The organism is Pseudomonas putida, assembly GCF_050989985.1.
Taxonomy (GTDB): domain Bacteria; phylum Pseudomonadota; class Gammaproteobacteria; order Pseudomonadales; family Pseudomonadaceae; genus Aquipseudomonas; species Aquipseudomonas putida_AI.
In genome coordinates, this window is sequence record NZ_CP158815.1 from 1,826,896 (window position 1) to 1,846,003 (window position 19,108).

Sequence of the window (19,108 nt, forward strand, 5' to 3'; positions counted from 1 at the left end):
CAGCTGCGCCATAAGCTCCCACACGAATTGCTTGATTCATTGAAGAAGACGATAGAAGCAGCCCGAAATTGGGTCTGTAGCTCAGTTGGTTAGAGCGCACCCCTGATAAGGGTGAGGTCGGCAGTTCGAATCTGCCCAGACCCACCAATTTTGTGTGGGAAACGCCTGTAGAAATACGGGGCCATAGCTCAGCTGGGAGAGCGCCTGCCTTGCACGCAGGAGGTCAGCGGTTCGATCCCGCTTGGCTCCACCACTACTGCTTCTGACGTATAAAGCTTAGAAATGAGCATTCCATCGAAGGATGGTGAATGTTGATTTCTAGTCTTTGACTAGATCGTTCTTTAAAAATTTGGGTATGTGATAGAAAGATAGACTGAACGTTACTTTCACTGGTAACGGATCAGGCTAAGGTAAAATTTGTGAGTTGCTCTTAGAGCAATGCGAATTTTCGGCGAATGTCGTCTTCACAGTATAACCAGATTGCTTGGGGTTATATGGTCAAGTGAAGAAGCGCATACGGTGGATGCCTTGGCAGTCAGAGGCGATGAAAGACGTGGTAGCCTGCGAAAAGCTTCGGGGAGTCGGCAAACAGACTTTGATCCGGAGATGTCTGAATGGGGGAACCCAGCCATCATAAGATGGTTATCTTGTACTGAATACATAGGTGCAAGAGGCGAACCAGGGGAACTGAAACATCTAAGTACCCTGAGGAAAAGAAATCAACCGAGATTCCCTTAGTAGTGGCGAGCGAACGGGGACTAGCCCTTAAGTGGCTTTGAGATTAGCGGAACGCTCTGGAAAGTGCGGCCATAGTGGGTGATAGCCCTGTACGCGAAAGTCTCTTAGTCATGAAATCGAGTAGGACGGAGCACGAGAAACTTTGTCTGAATATGGGGGGACCATCCTCCAAGGCTAAATACTACTGACTGACCGATAGTGAACTAGTACCGTGAGGGAAAGGCGAAAAGAACCCCGGAGAGGGGAGTGAAATAGATCCTGAAACCGTATGCGTACAAGCAGTGGGAGCAGACTTTGTTCTGTGACTGCGTACCTTTTGTATAATGGGTCAGCGACTTATATTCAGTGGCGAGCTTAACCGAATAGGGGAGGCGTAGCGAAAGCGAGTCTTAATAGGGCGTTTAGTCGCTGGGTATAGACCCGAAACCGGGCGATCTATCCATGGGCAGGTTGAAGGTTAGGTAACACTGACTGGAGGACCGAACCGACTACCGTTGAAAAGTTAGCGGATGACCTGTGGATCGGAGTGAAAGGCTAATCAAGCTCGGAGATAGCTGGTTCTCCTCGAAAGCTATTTAGGTAGCGCCTCATGTATCACTGTAGGGGGTAGAGCACTGTTTCGGCTAGGGGGTCATCCCGACTTACCAAACCGATGCAAACTCCGAATACCTACAAGTGCCGAGCATGGGAGACACACGGCGGGTGCTAACGTCCGTCGTGAAAAGGGAAACAACCCAGACCGTCAGCTAAGGTCCCAAAGTTATGGTTAAGTGGGAAACGATGTGGGAAGGCTTAGACAGCTAGGAGGTTGGCTTAGAAGCAGCCACCCTTTAAAGAAAGCGTAATAGCTCACTAGTCGAGTCGGCCTGCGCGGAAGATGTAACGGGGCTCAAACCATACACCGAAGCTACGGGTATCATCTTCGGATGATGCGGTAGAGGAGCGTTCTGTAAGCCTGTGAAGGTGAGTTGAGAAGCTTGCTGGAGGTATCAGAAGTGCGAATGCTGACATGAGTAACGACAATGGGTGTGAAAAACACCCACGCCGAAAGACCAAGGTTTCCTGCGCAACGTTAATCGACGCAGGGTTAGTCGGTCCCTAAGGCGAGGCTGAAAAGCGTAGTCGATGGAAAACAGGTTAATATTCCTGTACTTCTGGTTATTGCGATGGAGGGACGGAGAAGGCTAGGCCAGCTTGGCGTTGGTTGTCCAAGTTTAAGGTGGTAGGCTGAAATCTTAGGTAAATCCGGGGTTTCAAGGCCGAGAGCTGATGACGAGTTACCCTTTGGGTGACGAAGTGGTTGATGCCATGCTTCCAAGAAAAGCTTCTAAGCTTCAGATAACCAGGAACCGTACCCCAAACCGACACAGGTGGTTGGGTAGAGAATACCAAGGCGCTTGAGAGAACTCGGGTGAAGGAACTAGGCAAAATGGCACCGTAACTTCGGGAGAAGGTGCGCCGGTGAGGGTGAAGCACTTGCTGCGTAAGCCCACGCCGGTCGAAGATACCAGGCCGCTGCGACTGTTTATTAAAAACACAGCACTCTGCAAACACGAAAGTGGACGTATAGGGTGTGACGCCTGCCCGGTGCCGGAAGGTTAATTGATGGGGTTAGCTAACGCGAAGCTCTTGATCGAAGCCCCGGTAAACGGCGGCCGTAACTATAACGGTCCTAAGGTAGCGAAATTCCTTGTCGGGTAAGTTCCGACCTGCACGAATGGCGTAACGATGGCGGCGCTGTCTCCACCCGAGACTCAGTGAAATTGAAATCGCTGTGAAGATGCAGTGTATCCGCGGCTAGACGGAAAGACCCCGTGAACCTTTACTATAGCTTTGCACTGGACTTTGAATTTGCTTGTGTAGGATAGGTGGGAGGCTTTGAAGCGTGGACGCCAGTTCGCGTGGAGCCATCCTTGAAATACCACCCTGGCAACTTTGAGGTTCTAACTCAGGTCCGTTATCCGGATCGAGGACAGTGTATGGTGGGTAGTTTGACTGGGGCGGTCTCCTCCTAAAGAGTAACGGAGGAGTACGAAGGTGCGCTCAGACCGGTCGGAAATCGGTCGTAGAGTATAAAGGCAAAAGCGCGCTTGACTGCGAGACAGACACGTCGAGCAGGTACGAAAGTAGGTCTTAGTGATCCGGTGGTTCTGTATGGAAGGGCCATCGCTCAACGGATAAAAGGTACTCCGGGGATAACAGGCTGATACCGCCCAAGAGTTCATATCGACGGCGGTGTTTGGCACCTCGATGTCGGCTCATCACATCCTGGGGCTGAAGCCGGTCCCAAGGGTATGGCTGTTCGCCATTTAAAGTGGTACGCGAGCTGGGTTTAGAACGTCGTGAGACAGTTCGGTCCCTATCTGCCGTGGACGTTTGAGATTTGAGAGGGGCTGCTCCTAGTACGAGAGGACCGGAGTGGACGAACCTCTGGTGTTCCGGTTGTCACGCCAGTGGCATTGCCGGGTAGCTATGTTCGGAAAAGATAACCGCTGAAAGCATCTAAGCGGGAAACTTGCCTCAAGATGAGATCTCACTGGAACCTTGAGTTCCCTGAAGGGCCGTCGAAGACTACGACGTTGATAGGTTGGGTGTGTAAGCGCTGTGAGGCGTTGAGCTAACCAATACTAATTGCCCGTGAGGCTTGACCATATAACACCCAAGCAATTTGCGAACTCGAAAGAGGCCAGATTGCGGTGTGTGAAGACGCAATGAACCGAAAGTTCGCACAACACACAAAGCTGTCACATACCCGATTCGCTGGAACGTCGATAGACGCGTCAGCTCAAGAATTTCTTGACGACCATAGAGCATTGGAACCACCTGATCCCATCCCGAACTCAGAAGTGAAACGATGCATCGCCGATGGTAGTGTGGGGTTTCCCCATGTGAGAGTAGGTCATCGTCAAGATTAAATTCCGAAACCCCAATTGCGAAAGCAGTTGGGGTTTTGTTTTTGCGCGCGAAAAAAGTGGCGTGCTGAAAAGGACAGCCCGATGGCTGTCCCTACACATCAAAATCCTCAGTGAAACTTCGGCAGTACGTGTTCCGCAATCTCTTCAATAATCTCCCCGACCGGACGCTCGCTACGACGCAGATGCAGACCCACGTGCTGTACCCCTGCTTCACGCAGCGCCTGAAGTTCATCAATCAGCGCCAGACGCCCAGTACTGCCACCGAAATGAATACGCCGCATCGGTGCATGGGGATTGGCCGCCAGATCCAGATGAACAAAGCTGATGTAGGGTTTGTTGCCGCCCACCTCACGCCATAACCCCACTCGGCGACGATGCTCATCCGGCGTGCCGGGATAAGCGAGCCAGCCATCCATGTGCTGCCCAATCCACGCCGGAGATTGCTGGCCAAGACCCGCCACCAGCAAGGGCGCCGACTGCTCTCGCTCAGGAAGCAGACGCGCACCCTGAGGCAAGCGGTCGTCGCCCTGGCTGCGCAGCAACTCAACGGTCTCACGGAAGATTTCCCCGCGCTGATCGTAATCCACGCCAAACAATGGATATTCCATCGGGCGGTCACCACTGGCCACGCCCAGAAGCAGGCGCCCATCACTCAGCTCGTCGATACTGTTGGCCGATTTGAGGGTCAACCAGGGCTGACGCAGCGGAAGTACAACCGCCGCCGTACCCAGCATGATGTTCTCGGTAATCCCGGCCAGATATCCCAGGTACGAAAACGTCTCGAACACCTGCGCGGCATCGCCGAAGTGAGGGTCGTACACCGGCACATCGCGCACCCACAAGGCGCGGAACCCGGATTGGTCGGCCAGGCGGGCCAAAGTGGCGTGCTGTTTCAGGTCGGGCACGCCAAAGGGGCGGTTCTCGGCAACCCGTCGCCGCTGACCATCACTGGACCAGTCGTTATCAAGCGGCAGTTCCAGTCCGATGGAAAACCCATTCGAACCCAATAAACGTTGAAATCGTGGATGCATGGCAACTCTCCCAATAAAACATGCACCGAGTATCTACAGCCCGATCACCCGGAAAAATGCATGAATGGGAATATCAATCTTGAGTGAAACGCACGAATCCGCGACCAAGATGAAAAACTCTTCACCCCCCACGACCGCCGTTGGAGGAAGTTGGACTCAATTGACCGGTCAGTTTTTGATAGGGTGCAGCTCGTTTTTTAAGGACTGATTTGCGGTCCTCGGATCTGCACCGTCTTTTCAAAGAGTTGCCCAGGAAATGCCCGAAGCGATACCGATCAAAGACCACGAAAAAGAGACGCGCCTGGTCAACAAAAGGCTGATGGCCTGCGCCTTGTTCGTTGTCGCCATCACCTGTGCGCTGGTGGTGCGCATGTATGTCCTGCAGGTGGTCGAGTTCGACTATCACTCCACGATTTCCGAAAACAACCGCGTCCATGTCCTGCCGATCCCGCCTACCCGCGGCCTGATCTATGACCGCAATGGCGTGGTGCTCGCGGACAACCGGCCCAGCTACAACCTGACCATCACCCGCGAACGAGCAACCGACGTCAAGCAAGAGCTGGACGAAGTGGTCAACCTGCTGCACCTGCCGGCTGAAGATCGCGCTCTGTTCGACAAGGCGATGAAACAGGCCCGGCACCCGTTCGTGCCGGTGACGCTGTTCTACGAATTGACGGAAGAACAGATCGCGGTGTTGGCGGTCAATGAGTTCCGTTTGCCAGGCATTGATGTCGAACCACAGTTCGTTCGCCACTATCCGTTGGGCGAGCACTTTGCTCATTCGATCGGCTACGTCGGACGTATCAACGAGAAAGAATCCAAGGCGCTGGATTCCGTCGAATACCGAGGCACGCAATCGATCGGCAAGACCGGCATCGAGAAATTCTACGAGTCGGAGCTGCACGGGCATGTCGGTTACGAGGAAGTCGAGACCAACGCCCAGGGCCGCGTGCTGCGAGTGCTCAAGCACACTGACCCGATTCCCGGCAAAAACATTGTCCTGAGCCTCGACGTCAAACTTCAGGAGGCGGCAGAGCAGGCCCTTGGCGATCGTCGTGGCTCGGTGGTCGCGCTTGATCCGTCGACCGGCGAAGTGCTGGCCATGGTCAGCAAGCCAAGTTTCGATCCGAACCTGTTCGTGACCGGCATCAGCTTCAAGGAGTACGCGGCGCTGCACGATTCGATCGATCGGCCGCTGTTCAACCGTGTGCTGCGCGGGCTCTATGCCCCAGGCTCGACCATCAAGCCGGAAGTCGCCATTGCCGGCCTGGACGCGGGCATCGTCACGCCGCAAACCCGGGTTTTCGATCCGGGCTACTACCAGCTCCCCGATTACGATCACAAGTACCGCAACTGGAACCACAGCGGCGATGGCTGGGTGGACATGGACGCGGCGATCATGCGTTCCAACGACACCTACTTTTACGATCTGGCCCACAAATTGGGAATTGATCGCCTGCATGACTACATGGCGATGTTCGGCCTGGGTGAGAAAGTCTCCTTGGACATGTACGAAGAATCCCCAGGTCTCATGCCATCCCAGGCCTGGAAGCGCGCCACACGTCGCCAGGCGTGGTTCCCGGGCGAGACGGTGATCCTGGGCATCGGTCAGGGCTACATGCAGGTCACGCCTCTGCAACTGGCCCAGGCCACGGCGCTGATTGCCAACAAAGGCGTGTGGAACCGCCCGCACCTGGCGCAGACCGTGGATGGCGTAGCGCCGGTGGACGAGCATCCGATGCCGAACATTCTGCTCAAGGATCCCCGCGACTGGGAGCAGGTCAACCACGGCATGCAGATGGTGATGCACGATGCCCGCGGGATTGCCCGGGCGGCAGCGGCGGGGGCGCAGTACCGCATCGCGGGCAAGAGCGGTACGGCGCAAGTGGTGGCGATCAAGCAGGGCGAGCGCTACAACCGCGAGAAAACCCGCGAGCGCAACCGCGACAATGCCTTGTTCGTCGGCTTCGCTCCGGCGGAACATCCGAAGATCGTGATTTCGGTGATGATCGAAAACGGTGAGGCCGGTGGCCGCGTCGCCGGTCCCGTGGTGCGGCAGATCATGGACGCCTGGCTACTCGACCAGGACGGCCACCTGAAGCCGCAATACGCCGCCCCGACCAAGGCCCCGGGCGATCCTCACGTGTAACTCTGCAAAGGCTTCACAGCACAGGCTCACGAATGCTGAGCATGTGCTGGAAGCTTTCCAGGAAGACCGTCTCGGCCTGGCTCATTTTCTGTTCGCGATTCCACAGCAGCTGGATATCGAAATCCACTACGCCGTTTTCCGGCGGTAACGGCCACAGCAGACCCTGTTCGACATCCCGGCGCACCAGGTGTGTGGGCAGGCAGCCAATGCCGTAACCGGCACAGATCAGGCGGTAAATTTCTTCGAAACTGGTGGATGACGCGACGATCTTGCCGGTGAAGCCTTGCTGGTCGCGAAACAGTGTCAGGGGGGAAAGATTGCCGCCCAGTTGATCGCTGGTGAAGCTCACGAAGTTTTCCGCCGCCAGCTCTTCCAGCGTCAGATTCTCCTGCCCGAACAGCCGATGACGCTGACCGCAGAAGTAGGCATAGGTCTCGCGAAACAACACCCTTTGCTCCAGTCGCGGCTGCGGCAGCCGGCACAGGCCGACACCAATGGTCGCGGTCTTTTGCAGCAGCGAACTGATTATGTTCGAACTGCCCATCACCTCGACTTCCAGCTCGATTTTCGGGTGGGTTTCATGGAAGTCGGCAAGGAATTCATCGTAGTGCCGCGCCTGCACACCACTGACGGTGAGGATGCGGATCTTGCCCACCACGTCATCATGGCGACTCTCCACCACGGTGCCCAAGCGCGAAATATCCCCGTAGATATCCGCCGCGATGCGCAGCACTTCCTCCCCGGTTTCCGTCAGGTCAAAGCGCCGCCCGCTGCGGGCGATCAACACGCATTCCAGCTGTTCCTCGAGGCGCTTCAATGCCTGGCTGACCGCCGACTGCGTGATATGCAGCCGTGCGGCGGCGCGGCTCATGCTGCCTTCCTGGCCGATGACCAGATAGGTGCGCAGCAGGTTCCAGTCGAGTCGGTCATTCAGAAAGCGCCGGCCGACCCAAGGGTTAGAGGTGGAAGACATAAAAATCCATGTAGTAGCAGAGCTAATAGTAAAGATAAGGATTTGAAAATTGACTAATCCTGGCACGGAAGCGATAAAGCCCACAAGCGCCACAGAGCGCAACCGTCACAGCCTTAGCACCTGCCCAAAACTACAAGTACACAGGGTCCTTGCATGCACACTACCCCCCAACCGCGCCGAGCCGCGGCCGCCGCCTTCATTGGCACGACCATCGAGTTCTACGATTTCTACATCTACGCCACTGCGGCGGCGCTGGTACTCGGGCAAGTGTTCTTCCCCAGCAGCGACCCGGTGATGAGTACCCTGGCGGCCTTCGGCAGTTTCGCTGTCGGCTTCATTGCCCGTCCCATGGCCGGGATGGTGTTCGGACATTTGGGCGATCGTCTCGGCCGCAAGAAAATGCTGCTGGTGACCATGGCCCTGATGGGGATCGCGACGGCGGGCATTGGCATGTTGCCCAGCTACGCCAGCGTCGGCATCTGGGCGCCGATCGGCTTGATTGTGCTGCGGCTGATCCAGGGGATTTCCGTGGGCGGCGAGTGGGGCGGTGCGGTGCTGATGGCCAGCGAACACGCGCCGGCCAAACGCAAGACGTTCTACGCATCCTTCGCCCAACTCGGCAGTCCCGCCGGTCTGCTGCTGGCCTTGATCGCCTTCCGCCTGGTGACCTCCCTCGAGCCGGATGAATTCCTCGCCTGGGGCTGGCGTCTGCCGTTCCTCTTCAGCGGCGTCTTGATGATGGTCGGGCTGTTGATCCGTTCCGGGGTTCATGAGTCGCCGGAGTTCGCCAAGGCCCAGGACAACAACGAAACCGCCAAATACCCGGTCATGGACGTGATCCGTACCTGCTGGCGGCAGATCCTGTTTGCCGCGGCGGCGGTGACCATCGGCTCGGCCGGCTTCTTCTTCACCAACACTTTCATGATCACTTACGTGACCCAGTACCAGGGCATCGCGCGCTCGACGATTCTCGATTGCCTGTTCCTGGTGACCGTGATCCAGCTGCTCTCGCAACCGGTCTCGGCGCTGCTGGCCGAACGCATCGGCGAAGACCGTTTTCTCAAACTGGTTGCGCTGCTGTGCATGGTCACGCCGTACCCGATGTTCCTGCTGGTGGGCACGCAAAACATTCTGTTGATGACCCTCGGCATCGCCATGGCCGTGGTGATTCTCTCGGCGCTGTACGCGGTGATCGCCGGCTACATGACCCAGGCCTTCCCGGTGCATCTGCGCTACTCGGGCATTTCCATCGCTTACCAACTGGCTTGCGCCGTGGCCGGTGGCACCACGCCGCTGATCGGCACGCTGCTGGCCAGCAAGTTTTCCGGACAATGGTTGCCGCTGGCGGTGTTCTTCACCTTGCTCTCGGCCCTGTCCCTGATCGGTGTTTGCGGCCTGGCCCGCCTGCGCGCCAACCCGGTCGTCACCCATGCTGCTAAAGAGGTGTATTCGTGAGTAAACCCGCACACATTGACCCGGTCGAATGGCAAGCCCGTTGCGAACTGGCGGCGCTGTATCGCCTGGTCGCGCACTTTCGCATGACCGACCTGATCGACACCCACATCACCCTGCGCATACCGGGGCCGGAGCACCATTTTCTGATCAACCGCTATGGGGTGATCTTCGACCGCATGCGCGCCTCGGATCTGGTGCGTATCGACCAGGAGGGGCGCGTGGTGGATCCGGAGTACGCCGGGCATCGGGTCAACGCCGCCGGCTTCGTGATTCATTCGGCGATTCACATGGCGCGCCCGGATCTGAACTGCGTGATCCACACCCACACCGCCGCCGGCATGGCCGTCGCGGCACAGAAGCAGGGCCTGTTGCCGATCACTCAGCACGCGCTGAAGTTCTACGACAAGTTGGCCTATCACACCTATGAAGGCATCGCGTTGTCGCTGGATGAGCGAGAGCGCCTGATCGCCGACCTCGGCCCGCATCGGGCGATGATCCTGCGCAATCACGGCTTGCTGGTGGGGGGCTCGAGCGTGGCCCAGGCGTTCCAGGAAATCCACTTTCTGGAGCGTGCCTGCCAGGCCCAGGTACAGGCACTGGCCGGTGGTTCGGCCTTGCATTACCCGTCGCCGGAAGTCTGCGCACACACCGCCGAACAGTTTGATCGTGATGAGCAGGACAACATCATCGACCTGGCCTGGGAGGCCGCTCTGACCCTGATCGAATCCCAGCGTGAGTCCTATCAGTCATGAACACAGTGGTCCTGCTGTCCCGCGATAACTTGCTGCTCAAACAGCTGCAGGCCGCATTCGCCCGCAGTGCGCCGCAACTCACCACTGTGTTGGCCGATGATCCGCGGGCGGTCAATGCACAAATGGCCGCGTGCTGGTTTCCACTGCCGGGCAGCCTGGCGGCATTGCCCAGCCTGCAGGTGATTCATTCGGTGGCCGCCGGTATCGATCATCTGGAGCACGATCCGTCCTGCCCGGACTTGCCGATCTGCCGCGTCGTCGACCCCGGCCATCGCCAGGGCATGACCGAGTATGTGCGCTGGGCGGTGATTCACTATCACCGTGGCTTTGACCAGGTGTTGTCGCAACAACGGCAACAGCACTGGGAGCGGCCGCTGCAACGGGCGGCGGGGCAGTTCAAGGTCGGCGTGATGGGGCTCGGTTCGCTGGGCAGCGCGATTGCCCTGGACCTGGCGGCTGCGGGTTACGACGTGCGTGGCTGGGCTCGACGCAGCAAGGATTTGCCGGGTGTAAAGACCTTCGCCGGCGCGGAACAACTGCACGGGTTTCTCGATGGCGTGGAGTTGCTGATCAACCTGCTGCCACTGACCAGCGAAACCCGCGGCATTCTCGGGCGAGACACTTTCGAGCAACTGGCCAACGGCGCTGCACTGGTCAATTGCGGGCGCGGCGGGCATCTGAATATCGATGACCTCGAACAGGCACTCAAGCGTGGACAACTGCGCGGTGCCTTGCTGGATGTCTTCGAGCAGGAACCGCTGCCGGTCGACCACCGACTCTGGACGATGCCCGGCGTGACCATCACCCCGCACATGGCTTCGGCGGCCTCCCATGACTGCATCGCCGAACAAGTGGCGGAAAACTTCCGCCGCCTGAATGCCGGCGAGCCGTTATTGAACTGTGCCGACCGCTTATTGGGATATTGAACCAACACGCAAAAACCCTGTAGGAGCGAGCCTGCTCGCGATGGACTCAAGAGCGCTGCGTTTAACCGGTAAACACGCGTAATCGTTAACGACCATCGCGAGCAGTCGAGCGTCGACCGGCTGCTCCTACATGAACAGCACCACCCGTACGAACCAGCCATAACAACAAACTTCGCCTCAACGATTTACTGCCAGTTCAAAACAATTAAATAAATTCCTGGAGACAGTGATGAGCGATCTATCGTCCGCAGAAAAGTCCGGCGCACCACCGGAAGTTGCCATCAGCATGAAGAAAGTCGCGGTGGCGAGCGTCATCGGCACCACCGTGGAGTGGTACGACTTGTTCGTGTTTGCCACGGCGTCGGCGCTGGTGTTCAACAAAGTGTTCTTCCCGGATTTCGTGCCGCTGATCGGTACCCTTCTGGCCTTCGGCACCTTCGCTTCGGCGTATCTGGCGCGGATTGTCGGCGCGGCGCTGTTCGGGCATTTCGGCGACCGCCTGGGGCGCAAGTCGATGCTGTTGATTTCGTTGTTGACCATGGGTGCGGCGACCTTCGCCATCGGCTTGTTGCCGGACTTCGCCACCATCGGTATCTGGGCGCCGATCCTGTTGTTGCTATTGCGCGTGGTGCAGGGCCTGGCACTGGGCGGCGAGTGGGGCGGGGCGGTGTTGATGGCGGTGGAACATGCGCCAGCCAACAAGCGTGGCCTGTACGGTTCCTGGGTGCAGATCGGCGTGCCCGCCGGGACCCTGATCGCCAACCTGGCCTTCCTGTTGATCGCGGCCTGCATGTCCCCTGAAGACCTGTTGGCCTGGGGCTGGCGCATTCCGTTCCTGGCCAGCGTGCTGCTGATCGCCGTCGGGTTGTACATCCGCCTGAACATCTCGGAAACCCCGGCCTTCAACAAGGTCAAGGAAGCCGACGTGCAGGTGAAAATGCCCCTGGCCGAAGTGTTCCGCAAGTACTGGAAGCAAGTGCTGCTGGGCGGGATCGCCACCATGTCCACCGGTGCTTCGTTCAACATCATCGTCGCTTTCGGCCTGACCTACGGCACGCAGAATCTCGGCTTCAGCCGCAGCGTGATGCTCGGTGTGGTGTTGCTGTCCTGCGCCTGGTGCATCGTCATGTTGCCGGTGTTCGGCGCACTCTCGGACCGCGTCGGGCGCAAACCGATCATCGTCGGCGGCATCCTGGCCGAAGCCCTGGTCGCGTTCCCGATGTTCTGGTTGATGGACACCAAAGAGCTGTCGATGGTGGTCTTCGGTTACCTGTTGCTGATGACCGCATTCGCCGCCAACTACGGACCGATCGCCACCTTTCTCGCCGAACTGTTCGGCACGCGGGTGCGTTACTCCGGTTTGTCGATCAGCTACATGCTGTCCGGTCTGCTCGGCAGCGCCGCCACGCCCATTGTCACCACCGCCTTGCTGGCCGCTACGGGCAAAGGCTCCTCGGTGGCCTGGTACATGATCGGCGCGGCACTGATTTCCCTGGTGGCGCTGTTGCTGTTGACCGAGACCTTCAAGCAGGACATCAGCGAAATCCCCGGCGCGGTCGCCAACGACGACGCGACCCTGAACAAACCTTTCAAATCGGCAGCAGCCTGACCCAAGGAGTACATCGGCATGCGCAGAATTCAATCGGCCCCGGGCTACATCGGCCCGGTCGGCCCTTACTCTCAGGCCGTGGTCAGTGGTCACCTGGTGTTCACCGCCGGGCAGATTCCGGCCCGGAACAACCTCGACGAGCAGCCCGCGGATTTTCCCGAACAGGTGCGGCAAACCTTGCGCAACCTGGAGGCGATCCTGATCGAAGCCGGCTCCGGTTTCAGCCATGTGATCAAGGTCAACGCCTACCTGACCGATCCGGCGCAACTGGAGCCGTTCAACGCGGTGTATCGCGAGTTCCTCGGCCACGCGCCCCCGGCGCGCACCACGGTATGCGTGGCGCTGTGGGGTGTTTCGCTGGAGATCGACTGTGTCGCCGAATTGATTCACAAGGAGCCGCAACATGGATGAGTCGCAACTGATCGAACAACTCAAGGCGGTTAGCTTTCCGACCCTGGGGCATTTTCTCGAAGAGGGTTTTGCCGACCCGCAATTGCGCGCCATGGTGCCCAACGTGAAAGTGGTCGGGCGCGCGTTGACCCTGAAACTCAATGGGGCCGACGCCATCGCCGTCAATCAGGCCCTGGCGCAAATCAGGCCGGGCGATGTGCTGGTGATCGATACCGGCGGCGATCATCGCCACGCCCCAGTGGGTGCGGTCACCAGTTGCGCCGCACGTTGCGCGGGTGCGGTGGCGATTGTGGTCGACGGTGCTGTGACCGACCTGCTGGAACTGCGCGAGGGCGGGCTGCCGGTGTTCGCCCGTGGCACCAGCCTGTTGACCACCAAGCAGTACGGACGCGGCGATAGCCTGATCAATCAGCCCGTGCACTGTTCGGGGGTGACGGTGCAGGCGGGGGATTGGGTGTTGGCCGACGACAATGGTGTGCTGTTTCTCGACATGGCATCGGCGACCCGCGTCATCGAACAGGCGTTGGCCTCCGATCGCGCCGAGCCGCGCCTGCTCGAACGCCTGCGGGCAGGCGAGCCGGTGGCGCAAGTGTTGCGCGTCTAATCCGTCAGCCGTTGCTGCAGACTTTCGAGAAAGATCGTCTCGGCACGGCTCATGCGCTGCTCGCGGTTCCATAGCAAATGAATGTCCACATCGGCAATTCCTTCGTGGGGCGGCAGGCGCCAGAGCAGTCCGGCGTCGACATCGGCCGCCACCACGTGCTCGGGCAGGCAGCCGATACCGAAGCCGGCGATCACCAGTCGCCGGACTTCCTCCAGGCTCGGCGATGACGCGACGATGCGTCCGCTGAAGCCCTGCTGATCGCGAAAGATCGTCAGCGGCGAGAGCATGCCGCCGATCTGGTCGCTGGTGAAACTGACGAAATTTTCCTTCTGCAAATCCCCTTCGGCGACGTTCTGCCGGCCGAACATCGCATGGTGCTTGCCGCAGAAAAACGCATAGCGCTGCCGCAGGAACAGACGCTGTTCCAGGCGCGGTTGCGGGCGTCGATTGAGGCTCAGGCCAAGGGTCGCGGTTTTTTCCTGGAGGGCGCTGACGATGTCGGAACTGCGCATCACCTCCACTTCCAGATCGACCCGCGGGTGCTGGCGGTGAAAGTCGGCGAGGAAGTCATCGAAGCGTTCGGAGTAGATCCGGCTGATGATCAGCAGGCGCACCTTGCCGATCACCTCGTCGGCCGGCAGTTCCAGCGCGCTGCTGACCTGGGACATCTGCCCATAGATCTCGCCGGCCAAAGCGAAGATCTGCTCACCGGCTTCGGTCAGGGCAAAACGGGGACCGCGGCGAGCAATCAGTTGCCGGCCCAGTTGTTCCTCCAGTCGTTTGAGCGCCTGGCTCACCGCCGGCTGTGTCAGGTGCAGGCGGGCGGCGGCGCGGCTGATGCTCAGCTCCTGGCCGATCACGCGAAAGGTGCGCAGCAGGTTCCAGTCCAGGCGGTCATTGAGCAGGCGTTGCATAGGCGATCATCGAAAAGTGGGAAATGAAAAAGACCCCGACCCGTTGCAAGTCCACGGTCGGGGTCCGGTATCGGGAGTTGGATCCTAGCATTGTCAGGCGGGCAGCACAGAATGCAAACGGGATGGCTCAGTTGGTGACCAGCAGTTCCGGGCCGAGGTAGGCATTGATCTGATCGATATCGTCGTCGCCCAGGCTGCCCACCGACGAGGCCAGGCGCAGGCGCGACATCAGGTAGCGCAACTTGGCCTCGAACAGATCGTGCCTTGCCACGAACAGCAGCTCTTCGGCATTGAGAACGTCCGAGTTGGTGCTGGTGCCGCCTTCCTTGAAGCCCTTGCGGGTCGAGGCCAGTGAGCGTTCGTTGGACAGTACGGCCTTCTCCAGTGCACGAACCCGCTTGGCACCACTCTGCACACCGGCATATTCGCGGGTGGTTCCGGAGATGACTTCCTGGCGGGTGGCGTCGAGTTCGTCCTGGGCCTTGTAGCTGTTGGCGGCGGCCTGACGCGTCAGCGCGCTGACACCGCCACCGGCGAACAGCGGGAAATTCACTTCCAGCCCGACCGAGCCATAGTGGTTGCGTTGATTCAATTCGGACAGCGACTGGCTCTCGCCTGCGGTGTAGCCGGCAATGAAATCCAGTGTCGGCCAGTGCCCGGCCTTGGCGCGATTCACTTCTTCTTCGGCCAGGTTCTGACTGTAGCGACGTGCATGGATCAGCGGGCTATCGGCCTGGGCCTTGACCAGCCAGTCCTGCAGGTTGCTCGGCATCAGCGGTGGGGTATCGAAGCCTGGCTGCAGGGTGTTCAGCGATTCGGGCGTTTCACCGATGTATTCCTCCAGCTTGCGGCTCGCGTTGACCAGGTTGTCCTGCGCTTCGATCAGCTCGGCGTCCGCGAGGTCGCGGCGCGCGGTCGACTCGTCGACGTCGGTGATGGTGCCGGCGCCCAGTTCCTGGCGCCGTTTGGCCGAGGCCAGTTGCTCCTCGAAAGCGTTGAGCTTGGACTTGGCCAGGGTGATGGTTTCACTGGCCAGGAGCACGTCGAAATAGGCTTGGGCCAGGCGCACCGCAGCGTCCTGGCTCTTGGCATCGAACACCGCGACGCTGTAGTCGGCACGTTGCTGACCCTGGCGGTACTCGGACATTTTCTGCTTGTTGAACAGCGGTTGGCGCAAGCGCAGGTTGGCGCCCCGGGAGTCGTAGTCCAGATCGTTAGTGACGCCGTTCTGGCGTTGCGAGCCGTTGACCTTGTTGTTGTAGGCCGAGGCATTGATCTGCGGCAGCAGGCCGGCGGTGCCGATCGCGCGGTTTTCCGCACCGGCTTCCTTTTCATGCACGGCGGCCTGGTAGATGGGACCCTGGAACTGCAACAGATCCCAGGCTTGCTTGAGGTCCATGGCACCGGCTGGCAGGGACAGTCCCAGCAGGCAGAAAAGCAGGCAATGACGGTCCATCTCATTGTTCCTTGAAAGAGCTGTCCACACGTTCGAGCATTGGTTTGAGAAGATAGCTCATCAAGTTGCGTTCGCCAGTCTTGATGGTGACGCTGGCGGGCATGCCGGGGCGAATGTGATTGCTGCCCAGCAGGCTCATGCCATCGGGCGTGACTTCCACCTGTGCCAGATAGAAGGGTTGCTTGCTTTCCTCATCCATCAGACGGTCGGCGGAGATGGTCTTCACACGCCCGGGAATGTTTGGCGTGCGGGCATGGTTGAACGCCGGGAAGGAGATGTCCACGTCCAGGCCGGGGACCATCTTGTCGATGGCCTGCACGGGTATCATCGCGTCGACCTGCAGCGGCTCGTTCACCGGCACGATCTCCATGATCTTGAAGCCCGGCTGAATGATCCCGCCGACGGTGGCAATGCTCAGGGACTGGACCATGCCATCGATGGGCGAACGAATCACCGTGTGGGTCACTTCATAGTCCAGCGCGCGCAAGCGGTCGGCCAGGGTGGTGTTTTCCTTGGCGGTGTCGGTCAGCTGCGATTCGACTTCCTTCAGGTAATCGTGCTGGCGCTGCAAAATGCGCAGCTTGATTTCGGTGGTCTGGCTGCGCACGCGAGCGATGTTGTTGAGGTTCTCGGCCTGGTTGGCGGAGAGGTCGGCATTGCTGCGCTCCAGCTCAAGCAGGCGGTTGCGCGGCACATAGCCTTCGGCCGCCAGCACGCGGGTGCCTTGCAGTTCCTGGTTGAGAAAGTTGATCTGCGAGGCCCGGGCGCCATAGACCTGCTGCAAGCCCTTGAGCTGCACCGCCGACGCCGCGAGGTTTTCCTTGAGGATGCTGATTTCGCCAGCCAGACCTGCGCGCCGGGTATCCAGCAGGCGCTGTTGCAAGTCCATGGCGGCGATCAGCCGATGGTCATCCCTGAAACGGCTGAGCAGCTCGGGGTCGTAGCTTACCTCGTCGCGATCGTCGCGTTCCGCTTCCAGGCGGTTTTCCACGGTCTTGCTGACAATGTACTGCGCGCTGATCGCGCCCTGTTCGGCAATGGCCCGCAAGGAATCGAGGCGTACCACCTCCTGACCCTTTTTCACCACATCGCCTTCGCGCACGAGGATGGCTTCCACGGTTCCGCCGGAGAGGTGCTGCACGGCCTTGCGATTGCTGGTGACTTTGACCGTGCCGGTGGCGACCACGCCTGCATCCAGCGGCGCCAGGCATGACCAGAGCAGGAAGCCGCCGAAGCCGGCAATCACCAGCCACATGCCCCACAGTGCAGGTCTCGCCGCGTCCAGGTCCACCAGGGGCTTGGTGTCGGATGGAATCATTTCGGTGTGTTGGCTCATCTGCATGATCGGTCACTCCCGTGCTTTGGCCGAGGCCAGCGGAGTAGGTGCAGACGCAGGCATCACACTGGCCTTGCGCAGCGCGGTGAATACTTCGTCGCGCGTACCGAGCATCTGCACACCGCCATCGCGCAGCATCAGCACCTTGTCGACGGCGCAGAGTACGTTGGGGCGGTGGGAAATCAGAATGACGGTGGCGCCGCGGTTCTTGAGTTCGGCCAGTGCGTCGACCAGGGCTTTTTCACCGACGTCATCGAGGTTGGCGTTCGGTTCGTCGAGCACGATCAGGTTGGGTTCGCCATACAGTGCGCGGGCCAGGGCAATGCGCTGCTTCTGGCCACCGGACAGCGGGCTGCCATCGGTGCTCAGGCGAGTGTCATAGCCTTGTGGAAAACGCAGGATCATCTCGTGCACGCCAGTGGTCTTGGCGGCGCGGATGACCGCGTCGCTGTCCACTTCACCGAAGCGCGCGATGTTGTCGGCGATGGTGCCTTCGAACAGCTCCACGTCCTGTGGCAGGTAGCCGAGCCAGGGGCCCAGTTCGCCCTTGTTCCAGTTGAAGATGTCCGCGCCGTCCAGGCGTACCTTGCCGGCCTGTGCCGGCCACACGCCAACCAGCAGGCGGGCGAGGGTGGATTTGCCCGAGGCGGATGGGCCGATGACGCCAAGGCTTTCGCCCGGCACCAGGCTGACGCTGACCCCGCGCAGAATGGTGGTGTTGGTACCGGGGGCGCCGGCAAACACATTCTCCACCGCGACCATGCCCTGCGGACGTTGCAACGACATGCTCGGCGGCCGGCGTGGATACTCGAACAGCATGTCGTTGAGCCGGCCCCAGGCCGAACGACAGCCGAGCAATTGCTTCCACGAGGCGATGACCTGTTCCACCGGCCCTAGGGCGCGGCCGGTCAGGATCGAGCAGGCAATCATCATCCCCGGGGTGATCTTGCCTTCGATCGCCAGCAGCGCACCGGCACCTAGGATCAGCGACTGCAAGGTGATCCGCACGAAGCGCCCGGTGCTGCTGATCAACGCGGCGCGATCGGAAGCCAGGGTCTGCATTTCCAGAATGCGCAGATGACTTTGGTACCAGCGCTTGCTGATCGACGGCAGCATGCCCATGGCCTCGATGACCTCGGCATTGCGCAGGTTGTTGTTGGCATAGAGGGAAGAGGAGAGGGAGGCCTGGTTGGCTTCGGCCAGTGGTTTCTGCGTGGCTTTTTCGGTGAGCCAGGCCAGGCCCACCAGAATCATCGAGCCGATCATCGTGAGCAACCCGAGCAGCGGGTGGATCAGGTAGGCGACCAGCAGGTAAATGGGTGTCCAGGGTGCATCGAAGAACGCGAACAGGGAGTTGCCGGTGAGGAACTGGCGAACCTGCGACAGGTCTTGCAGGGCCTGGGCCGGGTTACCTCCGGCGCGGCTGAGGTTGCGCTCAAATGCGGCGGTGAAGATGCGTCGGTTGAGTTCCATGTCGAGGCAGTTGCCGACCCGGATCAGCACGCGGGTGCGGACCATTTCCAGTGTCGACATCAGCAGGAACAGACCGATCACCAGCACGGTCAGCATCGTCAGCGTCGTAACGTTGCGACTGACCAGGGCCCGATCATAGACCTGCAACATGTACACGGCGGGTGTCAGCATCATGATGTTGATGACGCCACTGAACGCTGCCAGCGAGTAAAAACTGCGGCGCAGGCGAAAGAGCGCATCGGCAATTTCGGAGCGGGTGCTCGGTGGCTTCTGCATGTGACTCACCCCTCATCAAAAAGCCAGCTGTTCTTGCCGTGCAACAGCTAACAGATGTCAAAAGTAATTCCTTCTCATTCAGGTCGCTCT

Annotated in this window: 13 protein-coding genes, 2 tRNA genes and 2 rRNA genes; 11 read left to right on the forward strand and 6 right to left on the reverse strand. The window is 59.5% G+C overall.

From position 1 onward, the window contains the following. The first annotated feature begins 70 nt into the window (after positions 1 to 70). The 4 genes from ABTV29_RS08835 to rrf all read left to right on the forward strand — a co-directional run bounded on the left by ABTV29_RS08835 (position 71) and on the right by rrf (position 3,649). Positions 71 to 147 (forward strand) — tRNA-Ile (locus ABTV29_RS08835). A 30-nt stretch (positions 148 to 177) separates the two neighbouring features. Further along, a tRNA-Ala gene (locus ABTV29_RS08840) sits at positions 178 to 253 on the forward strand. Positions 254 to 496: 243 nt separating this feature from the next. After that, a 23S ribosomal RNA gene (locus ABTV29_RS08845) occupies positions 497 to 3,390 on the forward strand. Positions 3,391 to 3,533: 143 nt separating this feature from the next. Next, positions 3,534 to 3,649, forward strand: a 5S ribosomal RNA gene (gene rrf / locus ABTV29_RS08850). 111 nt (positions 3,650 to 3,760) lie between these two features. Here rrf and ABTV29_RS08855 read toward each other — a convergent pair. Further along, positions 3,761 to 4,684: a TIGR03571 family LLM class oxidoreductase gene (locus ABTV29_RS08855; protein WP_433769709.1), complete on the reverse strand. Its 924-nt coding sequence runs from the start codon at positions 4,682 to 4,684 to the stop codon at positions 3,761 to 3,763. 256 nt (positions 4,685 to 4,940) lie between these two features. Here ABTV29_RS08855 and mrdA point away from each other — a divergent pair, with 256 nt between their 5' ends. Then, a complete protein-coding gene (mrdA, locus tag ABTV29_RS08860; protein WP_433769710.1) occupies positions 4,941 to 6,833 on the forward strand; it encodes a penicillin-binding protein 2 in 1,893 nt (630 codons plus the stop codon). A 13-nt stretch (positions 6,834 to 6,846) separates the two neighbouring features. Here the strand turns inward: mrdA and ABTV29_RS08865 are convergent, their stop codons facing one another. Continuing rightward, the gene (locus ABTV29_RS08865; protein ID WP_433769711.1) at positions 6,847 to 7,806 is read right to left on the reverse strand and encodes a LysR family transcriptional regulator; all 960 of its coding nucleotides are present in this window, start codon (positions 7,804 to 7,806) and stop codon (positions 6,847 to 6,849) included. A 153-nt stretch (positions 7,807 to 7,959) separates the two neighbouring features. Here ABTV29_RS08865 and ABTV29_RS08870 point away from each other — a divergent pair, with 153 nt between their 5' ends. The 6 genes from ABTV29_RS08870 (at position 7,960) to ABTV29_RS08895 (ending at position 13,563) form a co-directional block, all read left to right on the forward strand. Then, on the forward strand, positions 7,960 to 9,261 hold the full coding sequence (locus tag ABTV29_RS08870) for an MFS transporter (protein ID WP_433769712.1): 1,302 nt from the start codon (positions 7,960 to 7,962) through the stop codon (positions 9,259 to 9,261). Next, positions 9,258 to 10,013 carry a class II aldolase/adducin family protein gene (locus tag ABTV29_RS08875; RefSeq protein WP_433769713.1) on the forward strand — a complete coding sequence of 252 codons (756 nt, stop codon included), beginning with the start codon at positions 9,258 to 9,260 and terminating at the stop codon, positions 10,011 to 10,013. The genes ABTV29_RS08870 and ABTV29_RS08875 overlap by 4 nt, the downstream gene beginning before the upstream one ends. Further along, positions 10,010 to 10,939 carry a 2-hydroxyacid dehydrogenase gene (locus ABTV29_RS08880; RefSeq protein WP_433769714.1) on the forward strand — a complete coding sequence of 310 codons (930 nt, stop codon included), beginning with the start codon at positions 10,010 to 10,012 and terminating at the stop codon, positions 10,937 to 10,939. Before ABTV29_RS08875 ends, ABTV29_RS08880 begins: the two co-directional genes overlap by 4 nt. 229 nt (positions 10,940 to 11,168) lie before the next feature. Continuing rightward, positions 11,169 to 12,548 (forward strand): MFS transporter, encoded by a 1,380-nt coding sequence (locus ABTV29_RS08885; protein WP_433769715.1) that lies wholly within the window; start codon positions 11,169 to 11,171, stop codon positions 12,546 to 12,548. Between the two features lie 18 nt (positions 12,549 to 12,566). After that, on the forward strand, positions 12,567 to 12,959 hold the full coding sequence (locus ABTV29_RS08890) for a RidA family protein (protein ID WP_433769716.1): 393 nt from the start codon (positions 12,567 to 12,569) through the stop codon (positions 12,957 to 12,959). Continuing rightward, positions 12,952 to 13,563, forward strand: coding sequence for an RraA family protein (locus tag ABTV29_RS08895; RefSeq protein WP_433769717.1), 612 nt, complete (start codon positions 12,952 to 12,954; stop codon positions 13,561 to 13,563). The genes ABTV29_RS08890 and ABTV29_RS08895 overlap by 8 nt, the downstream gene beginning before the upstream one ends. On the opposite strand, the gene ABTV29_RS08900 is transcribed toward ABTV29_RS08895, so the two are convergent. The 4 genes from ABTV29_RS08900 to ABTV29_RS08915 form a co-directional block, all read right to left on the reverse strand. Further along, the gene (locus ABTV29_RS08900) at positions 13,560 to 14,477 is read right to left on the reverse strand and encodes a LysR family transcriptional regulator (protein ID WP_433769718.1); all 918 of its coding nucleotides are present in this window, start codon (positions 14,475 to 14,477) and stop codon (positions 13,560 to 13,562) included. The two genes, ABTV29_RS08895 and ABTV29_RS08900, sit on opposite strands and share 4 nt — an antisense overlap. 127 nt (positions 14,478 to 14,604) lie before the next feature. After that, entirely contained in the window at positions 14,605 to 15,933 is a 1,329-nt protein-coding gene (locus ABTV29_RS08905) for a TolC family outer membrane protein (RefSeq protein ID WP_433769719.1), read from the reverse strand. Position 15,934: 1 nt separating this feature from the next. Beyond that, positions 15,935 to 17,275, reverse strand: a complete 1,341-nt coding sequence (locus ABTV29_RS08910; protein WP_433769720.1) for an HlyD family type I secretion periplasmic adaptor subunit — start codon at positions 17,273 to 17,275, stop codon at positions 15,935 to 15,937. Between the two features lie 6 nt (positions 17,276 to 17,281). Then, complete coding sequence (locus ABTV29_RS08915) at positions 17,282 to 19,018, reverse strand: type I secretion system permease/ATPase (RefSeq protein WP_433769721.1); 1,737 nt, start codon at positions 19,016 to 19,018, stop codon at positions 17,282 to 17,284. Positions 19,019 to 19,108 lie beyond the last annotated feature (90 nt).